This window comes from Humitalea sp. 24SJ18S-53 (assembly GCF_050632385.1).
In the GTDB taxonomy this organism is placed as follows: domain Bacteria; phylum Pseudomonadota; class Alphaproteobacteria; order Acetobacterales; family Acetobacteraceae; genus Humitalea.
The window spans coordinates 4,829,625-4,840,057 of record NZ_CP192599.1 but is presented as its reverse complement, the minus strand read 5'-3'; the positions used below and the strand labels follow the sequence as shown (position 1 = coordinate 4,840,057).

The following is a 10,433-nucleotide window of genomic DNA, read 5'->3' as shown; positions in this document are numbered from 1 at the left end:
TCGGATTGACCTCCCCACCGGGGACGCCGCTTTCGCGTCTCCGTCCCGGGCCTGTGAATCATGCCCGAACCGGTTCGGGCGGGCAAGAATTCAGGCCTTCGCCCCAAGGCCGTGGCTCCAGGCTATGGCCCCCCGGGGCCTTGCGGCGCATTGGCCATGCGTCACGCGGCTGTGCCCGGCGTCCCAATGTCGGCCATCAGCGCCGCAGCCGGCGCAGGAAACCGGCCAGGTCCGAGGTTTCGTCACGCGATTGTCGCATGTGCCGCGCCGCCAGGGCCGCGCCGGACAGCCCGGCCGCGCGCGCATCGCTTGGCCGGTAGCCGAATTCGGCGCGGAAGGCGCGGCTGAAGCTGGAGGCATCGGTGAAGCCGAATTCCTCGGCGATGGCGGCAATCGTCGGCTGGGCCGCCAGGTCGGCCAGGGCGGCATGCGCGGCCAGCAGCCGGCGCGACTGGATGTAGCGCGCGACGCCGCCCTCGGCCTCGAACAGCCGGTAGAGGTGCGACCGCGATATGCCCGCGATGCGGCACAAGCGGCTGGGGGAAAAGCCCGGCGCCCGCAGATTGTCCTGCACGATTCGCCGGATGCGCTCGATCCGCATGCGGTCGAGCTGCGCCAGCGTCACCTCGTTCTGCGGCCGGGCGTTGCCGATGCAGGCGCCGATCATGGCGCGGGTGGAGTCCAGCAGCGCCGGCACATCGGCCTGCGTCATCATGGGCATGCGCCGTTCCAGCAGGCCGAGGTAGTCGCGCAACAGCCCTGCCAATGGCGTCCGGTTCGGCGCATTGCGCGTGGCATCCAGCCCCGGCGCCCAGTCGCGCAAGCCATCGCGCGGGATGAACAGCACCAGCCAGTCGCAATCCGTGCGCTCACCGTCGAAGGCCTCGCCAAGGCAGGTATGGCACAGATCGCCCGGCACCGTCGTATGGACCGTGTCGCCGACCCGGGTCCGCATCTCGCCCCGCCGCAGGAAGCCCAGCGTCCAATGGTCGAGCGAATCGCGCCGCGTCAGCGCCTTCGGGCGGGCGAAGCCGCTGGCCGGCACGCTGACCTGGCTGAGCGCCATGTCGCCCAGGCTCCAGAGGGTGTTGCTGGCGAAAAAGCCCTGCGCGACTGGTGCCGTGGCCGTGATCTGGACCACCGAACCGCAGCGGTCCCGCCAGGCGGCGAACTGCTCGGCCGCGGGGCGCCCACCGGTGGCATAGGTCATGGAATGGACGGCGGCTGCCGAGGCCTGGGCCGCGATGCGCCCAAAAACATCCCCGTCCGCCATGGGACCCCCCGGCCGCTGCGCGATTGCGACTGGCCTTCGCAACCATACGAGGCGCATCGTCGCGGAGACAAGCCTCGCCCGCCCCGGTTCGGGCTTGGGCCTTTGGGACCGGGCGTCCAGAATGGGGACGCCCCGGGGGTGCGGCAGGGCGTGCCGCAACGGTAGCGTCAAAAACTTTGTGGGATGGAAGCATGTACGCGCAACTTCACCAGGACGAGGCGGTTGGCCCCGCCGAAGTCTCCACCGGGCGGCTGCCGCCGGCGGAACTGGTTGGCGGCCTGGTGGCAGAGGCCCATGCACGCTACCGCGGCAATGACGACGGAACGGTGGCCGACTACATCCCCGCCCTGGCCAGCGTGAAACGCGACCTCTTCGGCGTCTGCGTGGTCGGGGTGAATGGCGGGGTGGTCGCGGTCGGCGATACCGACCACGCCTTTTCCATCCAAAGCATCTCCAAGCCCTTCGTCTTCGCGCTGGTCTGCCAGGCGCTCGGCGGCGGGCAGGCGCGGCAGAAGATCGGCGTGAATGGCACCGGCCTGCCGTTCAACTCGGTCATGGCGATCGAACTCAACGCCGACCGCACGATGAACCCGATGGTCAATGCCGGTGCCATCGCCACGACCAGCCTGGCCCCCGGCGCGAATGCCGAGGAGAAATGGCGTTTTATCCGCGACGGCTTGTCCGCTTTTGCGGGGCGCGAATTGGCGCTCGACAATGAGGTCTATGAGTCCGAGGCCGCGACCAACCAGCGCAACCAGGGCATCGCCCGGCTGCTCTATGGCTACGGCCGCATGTATAGCGACCCGGATGAGGCGACCGACATCTACACGCGCCAATGCGCGCTGAATGTCACGGCGCGCGATCTCGCGGTGATGGGCGCGACCCTGGCCGATGGTGGGGTGAACCCGATCACCCGCGAACGCGTGGTCGATGCCGATCGCTGCAAGCGCGTGCTGGCGGTGATGGCGACGGCGGGGTTGTACGAACAATCCGGCGACTGGCTGTATGAAATCGGCCTGCCCGGCAAAAGCGGCGTCAGCGGCGGCATCGTCACCATCGCGCCCGGCAAGGGTGGCTTGGGCACCTTCGCGCCGCCGCTCGATGCCGCGGGCAATAGCGTCAAGGGCCAGTTGGCCACCAAGTTCCTGTCCGAGCGCCTGGGGATGAACCTCTTCGCCTCCCGGCCCGACGCGTGACTGTCACAAAGCATAAGGGGTTTCGCCCATGAGCACCGCCATGACACCGGCCGATGAGGAACACGCCTCCTGGGTGCCGATGATCGCGATCGCGCTCGGCCAGGTGCTGATGTCCTTCAACGTCGCCTCGCTGCCCGTGTCCATGAGCGGGATGGTCGCCAGTTTCAACGTGCCGCCGACCACGGTCGCGACCGGCATCGTGATGTATTCGCTGGCGGTCGCGGGCTTCGTCATGCTGGGCGCCAAGCTGAACCAGCGCTTTGGTTCGGCCATCGTCTTCCGCTCGGTCATCGTGATCTTTGGCATTGCCCAGGTGATGATGGTCATCAGCTGGAATGCCAGCATCATGATGGCGGCCCAGGGCCTGGCCGGGTTTGCCGCGGCGGCGCTGGTGCCATCGCTGGTGGCGCTGATCGCGCATAATTATCGCGGGCGGCAACAGGCGACGGCGATCGGCGCACTCGGCTCGGCGCGCGCCGCCGCGGGTGTCGCGGCCTTCACCATCGGCGGCGTGCTGGGCACCTTCGTCGGCTGGCGCCCGGTGTTCGGCATCCTGGTGGCGCTATCCGCGCTGGTCTTCTTCCTCAGCTTCCGCCTCAAGCCCGAACAGGGCCGGCCGGAGGTGAAGATCGACCTGGTCGGCGTCGTCCTGGCCGCCTCCGCGATCATCCTGATCAGCTTCGGCTTCAACAACCTGAACCGCTGGGGCATTGGCCTCGCGACCCCCGGGGCGCCCTTCAACCTGGCGGGCATGTCGCCGGCGCCGGCGATGATCGTGGTCGGCATCGTGCTGCTGCAGGTCTTCCTCGGCTGGACGCGGCGGCAGCAGGCGGCGGGCAAGACCCCGCTGCTGGACCTGAACGTGTTGAAATCCGCCCAGGAACGCGCCGCCGTCTATGCACTCTTCGCCGTGGTGGCGCTGGAGGCGATGCTGAACTTTTCCGTGCCGCTGTATATCCAGATCGTGCAGGGGCGTTCGCCGCTTGAAACCTCGGTCGCGATGATGCCGTTCAACTTGACGGTGTTCTTTTCCGCCATGCTGATCGTGCGGCTCTATGGCAGCTTCAGCCCGCGCCAGATCGGCCGTGTCGGCTTTTCGCTGTGCACGGCGGCATTGGTCTGGCTCGCCTTCGTCGTCAGCAATGACTGGAGCACGCTGCCGGTCTTGTTCGGGCTGGTGGTCTTTGGCATCGGCCAGGGGGCGCTCGTGACCCTGCTGTTCAACGTGCTGGTCACCGCATCGCCCAAGGAACTGGCCGGCGACGTCGGCTCGCTGCGCGGCACCACGCAGAATCTCGCGGCCGCCGTCGGCACGGCGGTGGCCGGCGCGCTGCTGGTCACCCTGCTCAGCGCCAGCGTGCTGCGCGGCGTCGCCGAAAGCCCGATCATCCCGGTCGAACTGACCAACCAGGTCGATCTGGAAAGCGTCAATTTCGTCAGCAACGACCGCCTGCGCGCCACGTTGGAACGCACCACCGCCACCCCGGCGCAGGTGGATGAAGCCATGCGGATCAACACCGAATCCCGCCTGCGTGCGCTGAAGATCGGGCTGCTGCTGATGGCGGGGCTGGCCTTCGTCACCATCCTGCCGGCTGGCCGCCTGCCGGGCTATCGCGCCGGCGAGTTGCCCGACCCCGCGCCGGACAAGGCCGCGTGAAAAAACCAAGACTCCTCTTCCTCTCCCTGGGCGGCACCATCACCATGGTGCCGGACCCGGGCGGGGGCATTCTGCCGCGGCTCGGGGCGGCCGAGTTGGTCGCCTCGGTCCCGGCACTGGCCGATGTCGCGGAGATCGAGGCGTATTCGCTGTTCCGCCTGCCGAGCCCCTCGCTCGAACCCGGCAACCTCGTCGATGTGGCCCGCCGCATCGAAGCCGCTTTCGCCGAAGGTTTTGACGGCGCCGTGGTGATCCAGGGCACCGACACGATCGAGGAATCGGCATTTTTGCTGGACCTTCTGGTCCCCGGCGACCGGCCCGTGGTGGTCACCGGCGCGATGCGCGGCGCCGATGCGCCGGGCGCGGATGGCCCGGCCAATCTTCTGGCGGCGGCCCAGGTCGCGGCCAGCGCCGCGGCGCGCGGCCTCGGCACGCTGGTCGTGCTGAACGACGACATCCACGCCGCACGTTTCGTGCAGAAGACGCATACCGCCCTGACCTCTGCCTTCGCCTCGCCGCTGGCCGGGCCGCTGGGCGTGGTGGCCGAGGGTGTGGTGCGGATCTATGCCCGCGTGGGCAGGATGCCCTGCCTGCCGGCCAGCGCCGGGCCGCCGCTACCGGTGGCGCTGCTGACCTGGGCGATGGGGGAGGATGGGCGGATGCTCGCGGCCCTGCCCGGGCTTGGCTATGCCGGGCTGGTGCTGGCGGGGTTTGGCGCGGGGCATGTGCCGGCCGGTGTCGCGCCGCTGCTCAGTGACCTTGCCGCCCAAATGCCGGTCGTCCTCGCCACCCGCTGCACCACCGGGCCGGTTTTTACGAGCACCTATGGCTACGCCGGGGCCGAGATCGACCTGATCGCGCGCGGCCTGGTGCCGGCGGGCATGCTGGCGCCGGCCAAGGCGCGGCTACTTTTGGGGCTGTTGCTGCGCGAACCCACCCGCAATTTGGCCGGTGCCTTCGCGCTCTACGACTAGAAATTCACGATGGTGCTGAACAGCAACCGCTGCGAACTGCCCTGGCTCGCGGTCAGCCCATTGGCGATGATCGGGTTCAGGATGTCGCGCGTGGTGTAGAGATACTCGATGCCCACATCGACCGATGGAATCGGGCTCCAGATGATATTCGCCACCGCCTGGTTCATCCGCGTATTCAGCAGCGGCGCACCCGCCCCGGTCGGCGAGAACTGGTTGGCGAAGGACGGGTAGTCCAACTGCGCATAGCCATAGAAGAAATTCGACCGCACGGTATCCGACCAGCGCCGCTGGTAGCCGACCGACACCGAGAAGACATCCACCGTATCCAGCACCCCCTTGCCGATCGTGGGCTGGCTCAACACGCCGCCCTGGCCATTCGACGTGCTGTCCAGATACCGCCCGATGCCGGAGCCGTAGTTCACGTGGCCCGTGAAAAAGTCCCGCCCAATGGTGCTGATCGAGGTCATCGCCCCGACCCCCCAGCCGACCGCGCTTTCGGTGCCCGATGTGCCGGGGCCGTTGTTCGTCGCCTCGATCTGCCGGACCATGCCGCGCAGTGCGAAGATCTTGCTCTCGTCGCGGTAGCGCAGCCGGGCCAGCACATCGGGCAGGGTGTTGAAGGCGATGGCCGGCGACGAATCCGGATACAGCGCGCCATCGGCCGATGTCGTGAAATCCGAATAGGGCGTTTCGGCGGTGACCGCGAAGGTCAGCCCATCGGCGATCTGCTTGCTGTAGCGCACCTGCGCCTGCCGCACGCCGGAGGTGCCGAGCGGCGTGCTGTTGTCCAGCCGCTGGATGCCCAGCCTGGTCCAGCGCCCATCGGCGAAATACAGCGCGTCGTCGTTCCACAGGCTGTTGAACTGCCCGACCAGCAACTGCCCATCCGCGATATCGCCCAGCGCCGCATAGGCCAGGCGCAGGCGCGGCTGGAAGCCGTTGCTGGTGGCCAGCCCCGCGGGGGAGGGGGGCGTTCCGCCAAAGTCGATCTCGACCTGCGACAGCAACTGGCCCCAGGCGGTCGGGCTGCGCGTTTCGAACCCCAGCCGCGTGCGCCGGGCGCTGACATTGGTGCTACCGCCTTGCAGGCTGGCCAGGCTGGGGTTCAGCGGGATGCTCTGCGCCGTGACGGCATCGGCCTGGTTGCGGGCCGAGAAATCATAGGACGCATCAAGCTTCACGAAGCCATAGAGCCGGACCGAGGTATCCGTCCCGGGGATCCGGAAGGATCCTGGGAAGTCGCCGCGCAGGCTGTTCTCCACCTCGGTGCGGACGGCCACGGGGGCGACGGCGGCCTGGGCGCTGCGCTGCGCCGCCTGGGCCTCGGCCGCGGCGGCGCGGGCCTCGTCGGCGGCCTGGCGCGCCTGGCGGAGTTCGGAGGAGACCGTCGCGGGGCGTGCCGGCGGTGCGACGGGCCGCGCGGCGGGCGCAGCCCTGGGGGGCGCGGCCGGTGCTGCGCCGGCGGCCATGGCGGCCAGGCGGGCCTCCATCTGCTCCATGCGCAGTTGCATCGCTTCCAGCCGCTGCCGCAATTCGCGGTTTTCCGCGGCGGGATCCTGCGCCAGGGCCGGGCCGGCCAGCAGCGCCAGGGCGGTGGCGATGTGCCGTGTCTTGGTACGCAAGGCCGGGTTCCTCCCTGGCGCGGAAGCGTGAAGACTAGGCTGCAAACCGCTGGGAATGCCCGGCAAAAATGTCCGTCACCTGTGCCGGACGTCCCGAATCCGGGCGCGCCAGTGGTCCTGTAACGTTATGATGCTGGGCTTTTCATGGAGCCGCGTCGTCGCCATGCTGCGCCCGACTGGCCTCCTCCCCATGGCCGCGACACGGAGCGACCCCCGCATGCCCCTGCCGATCCCCCCCCGCCGCGTCCTGCTCGGTACATTGCTCGCGGCCCCCTTTGTCGGCCGTGCCGTGGCGCAGACGGCATCGCCCTATTCGTCGCTGACCGAAGCCTCGGTCCCGCTGCCGCCGCAGGCGATGCAGCAGCGCTTCATCCTGTCGCATGCGCCGATGGGCGCGCCGGGGCGCTGGGAAGCCCGCGCCAACCTGCCGCTGCCGCGCAGCGAGATGTGCTGGGCCACCGCATGGGCCGGCAAGGTGCATGTGATCGGCGGCTATGGGCTGCAACGGGTGAACCGGCCCTACCACCACGCCTACGACCCCGTGGCGAATGTCTGGATCGAACTGGCGCCGCTGCCGCTGGGCGCCAACCATGTCGGCGTCGCGGCGATGGATGGGGTGATCTATGCGCTGGGCGGCTTCGTCGACCAGAACCGGCGGCCGCATCGCGAATGCTTCGCCTATGATGTCGCCGACAATCGCTGGCGCGGCATCGCCCCGCTGTCGCGTGCGCGCGGTGCCTCGGGCGTCGCCGCGGTCGGCGGGAAGATCCACATCCTGGGCGGCGCCATCGGCGACACCACCCCGGAAAAGCGCAGCATCCCCTGGCATGAGGTCTATGACCCGCAGGCCGACCGCTGGACCGGGCGGGCGGACATGCCGGGCCTGCCGCTCGACCACAAGGGCGTCGTGGTGATGGGCGACCGCGTCCATGCCATCGGCGGCCGCATCAACAGCTTTGCCACCAACGTCGCGCACCATCGCGTCTACACCCCCGAAAACGACGAATGGGTGGATCGCGCCCCGATGCCGACGCCGCGTTCGGGCCATGGCGCCGTCGTCATGGGCGGGCGCATCTGGTGCATGGGCGGCGAGGAGACGGGCAAGGTCTTTGGCCAGATGGAATCCTACGACCCCGCCACCAATACCTGGCAGCAGCACGCGCCGATGATCACGCCGCGCCACGGGCTTGGCGCCGCGGCGGTCGGCGATTTTGTCTTTGTCGCTGGCGGCGGGCCGGTGGTCGGCGGCGGCGTGCAGAGCAGCATCAATGAAGCCTTTACGCTCGGTTAGCCTCGCGCTGGCGCTCGTCGCCCCCGGCGCCCTTGCGCAGACGGCGGGGTTCGGCGCCGTCTCGCTGGGCATGTCGCGCGCCACCGCCATCACCGCCGCGGGGCCGGAGGCGCTGGTCGGCCCGCTCTGCGGCGGCGCCGAGGGCGTGCTCTTCCCCACCCCCCAGGGCGACGCCATGGCGATGTTCGACCAGGGCCAGGTCAGCGAAATGGCGCTGACCCCACCCGGCGACGGCGCCGAACGCCCCATGGAGGCCTGCGCCGCCACGGCCCGGTCCCTGCTGCGCGCCCCCGGCGCCTTCACCACGCAGGAGAACGCCGGGATCGTCGAAACCCTCGGCACCCTCGCTACCCCGCGTGGCGAATTGCGCGCGATCAGCCGTTGGTCGTCCCGCACCGGGGCCTGCTACCTGACCCTGCATTGGCTCGCCCCGGGCGCGACCTCCCGCATCGTCAACTGACGCGCGATTTCCGGCACGACATTTGCCCATCCCTTGGTCATCGGGCTGATCGTCGCCGGAACACCGGGCAAGATGCACGGAATCTGGGCGCCGCATCGGTCTTCTGACCGCTGGGAGCGCAAGAATGTTGAATCGTCGTCATCTTCTGGGTGTCACCGCCGCCGCCCTCGCGGCGCCCGCCATCGCCCGCGCCCAGGGCGGCGCCTGGCCGACCCGCGGCACGGTCCGCCTGGTCGCGCAATTCCCGCCAGGCGGGCTGGTCGACACCATCGCCCGGCTGATGGCGCCCTCGCTCAGCCAGGCGCTGGGCCAGACCGTCGTGGTCGAGAACCGCGCCGGGGCCGGCGGCGTGATCGGCACCGATTTCGTCGCCAAGGCGCCGGCCGATGGCTATACCTTCCTGGTCAGCCATGCCTCGGTGCAGGTCTTTTCGACCGCGACCATGCCGACCCTGCCCTTCGATCCGATCAACGACTTCACCCACCTGGGCATGCTGGTCGAAGCATCGAACGTGCTGCTGGTGCGCGCCGACTCGCCCTTCCAGACCTTGGGCCAGTATCTAACGGCGGCAAAAACCCGCCCGGTGCGCTACGGCTCCTCCGGCATTGGCTCGGCGCCGCACCTGCTCGGCGCGATGCTGTCCAGCGAGGCGAATGCCCCCGACCTCGACCACGTGCCCTATCGCGGCAGCGCGCCCGCGATGCAGGACCTGATGGCCAGCCAGATCGAGAGCATGATCGACCCCATCACCACCAATGTGCAGATGCTGAAGGATGGCTCGCTGCGCTGCCTTGGCGTCTCCACGCCGCAACGCCTGCCGGCGCTGCCGAATATCCCGACCTTTGCTGAACAGGGTTTTCCGCGCCTGACCTCGGCGCAATGGCTCGGTCTCTCGGCGCCGAAGAACCTGCCGGCGCCGATCGCGGAACGCATGTCCGCGCTGATCCCGCAACTGCTCGCCAATCCCCAACTGCGCCTGCGGTTCGAAGAATTGCAGACCCTGCCGCGCAACCCGCCGCCGCTGGGGCCCGAGTTCGTCGGCATCATCCGCGAACAGATCGTCGAATGGTCCGGCGTGGCGAAGCAGTTCAATATCTCGATCAGCTGATTGACAGCATCACCCGCACGCCGCCACTTCCCGCCTTGGGAAGAACGGGGCGTGCGGGATGAAACTGGGTCTTGAAGGCCGGACGGCGCTGGTCACCGGCGCCTCCCTCGGCATCGGTCTTGCCATCGCGCGGGAATTGGCGGGCGAAGGCGTCACCATCGCCATGGTCGCCCGCGACGCGACACGGCTGGCCAGCGCCGCCGCCGCCATCACCGCCGAAACCGGTGCGCGCACCATCCCCATGGCTTGCGACCTGACCGACCCCGCGCAACGCGACGCGACGGCGCAGCGCGCGCTCGAGACGCTCGGCCCCATCGACATCCTGGTGAACAATGCCGGCGCCACGCCGATGGGCCGCATCGCCGATGCCACCGATGCCGGCTGGCAGAAATCCCTGGGCCTGAAGCTGCTGGGCTATGCCGGCATGGCTCGCATCCTGACGCCGCCGATGCGGCAGCGCCGCTGGGGGCGGGTGGTGAACATCATCGGCCGCTCGGGCCACCAGCCGCGCGCGAACTACCTGATCGGCAGCAGCGTGAATGCCTCGCTGCTGGCCTTCACCCATGCGCTGGCGCAGGAATGCGCGCCGGACAATGTGCTGGTCACCGGCGTCAATCCCGGCCCCATCGCGACGCCGCGCTGGGATGCGCTGGTCGCCCAGGGCGCCGCGGATACCGGGCGCGACGGCACGGCGGAAAACGCCGCCGCCATCGCCTCCGTCGCCCTCGGCCGGCTGGGCACGATCGAGGAAGTCTCGGGCCTCGTCGCCTTCCTCTGTTCCGACCGCGCCAGTTTCATCACCGGCACCATGATCGACGTGGATGGCGGCGGCACGCGCTGCATCTGAAGGGA

Annotated in this window: 9 protein-coding genes; 7 read left to right on the top strand and 2 right to left on the bottom strand. The window is 69.2% G+C overall.

Annotated features, from left to right (window positions below):
- Positions 1-196: 196 nt before the first annotated feature.
- On the bottom strand, positions 197-1,273 hold the full coding sequence (locus tag ACQW02_RS23280) for a helix-turn-helix domain-containing protein (protein WP_431282297.1): 1,077 nt from the start codon (positions 1,271-1,273) through the stop codon (positions 197-199).
- 191 nt (positions 1,274-1,464) lie between these two features.
- Between ACQW02_RS23280 and glsA the strand changes: the two genes are divergently transcribed.
- The 3 genes from glsA to ACQW02_RS23265 are packed head-to-tail and all read left to right on the top strand — an operon-like array spanning position 1,465 to position 5,100.
- A complete protein-coding gene (gene glsA, locus ACQW02_RS23275; protein ID WP_431282296.1) occupies positions 1,465-2,469 on the top strand; it encodes a glutaminase A in 1,005 nt (334 codons plus the stop codon).
- Positions 2,470-2,497: 28 nt separating this feature from the next.
- The gene (locus tag ACQW02_RS23270; RefSeq protein ID WP_431282295.1) at positions 2,498-4,126 is read left to right on the top strand and encodes an MFS transporter; all 1,629 of its coding nucleotides are present in this window, start codon (positions 2,498-2,500) and stop codon (positions 4,124-4,126) included.
- Entirely contained in the window at positions 4,123-5,100 is a 978-nt protein-coding gene (locus tag ACQW02_RS23265) for an asparaginase (protein WP_431282294.1), read from the top strand. Before ACQW02_RS23270 ends, ACQW02_RS23265 begins: the two co-directional genes overlap by 4 nt.
- On the opposite strand, the gene ACQW02_RS23260 is transcribed toward ACQW02_RS23265, so the two are convergent.
- Positions 5,097-6,722: a DcaP family trimeric outer membrane transporter gene (locus tag ACQW02_RS23260; protein WP_431282293.1), complete on the bottom strand. Its 1,626-nt coding sequence runs from the start codon at positions 6,720-6,722 to the stop codon at positions 5,097-5,099. The two genes, ACQW02_RS23265 and ACQW02_RS23260, sit on opposite strands and share 4 nt — an antisense overlap.
- A gap of 217 nt (positions 6,723-6,939) precedes the next feature.
- Here ACQW02_RS23260 and ACQW02_RS23255 point away from each other — a divergent pair, with 217 nt between their 5' ends.
- From ACQW02_RS23255 to ACQW02_RS23240, 4 genes are all read left to right on the top strand, one after another.
- Positions 6,940-8,013: a Kelch repeat-containing protein gene (locus tag ACQW02_RS23255; RefSeq protein WP_431282292.1), complete on the top strand. Its 1,074-nt coding sequence runs from the start codon at positions 6,940-6,942 to the stop codon at positions 8,011-8,013.
- Positions 7,991-8,473, top strand: a complete 483-nt coding sequence (locus tag ACQW02_RS23250; protein ID WP_431282291.1) for a hypothetical protein — start codon at positions 7,991-7,993, stop codon at positions 8,471-8,473. The genes ACQW02_RS23255 and ACQW02_RS23250 overlap by 23 nt, the downstream gene beginning before the upstream one ends.
- 124 nt (positions 8,474-8,597) lie before the next feature.
- The gene (locus ACQW02_RS23245) at positions 8,598-9,581 is read left to right on the top strand and encodes a Bug family tripartite tricarboxylate transporter substrate binding protein (RefSeq protein ID WP_431282290.1); all 984 of its coding nucleotides are present in this window, start codon (positions 8,598-8,600) and stop codon (positions 9,579-9,581) included.
- 58 nt (positions 9,582-9,639) lie between these two features.
- Entirely contained in the window at positions 9,640-10,428 is a 789-nt protein-coding gene (locus ACQW02_RS23240) for an SDR family oxidoreductase (protein ID WP_431282289.1), read from the top strand.
- Positions 10,429-10,433 lie beyond the last annotated feature (5 nt).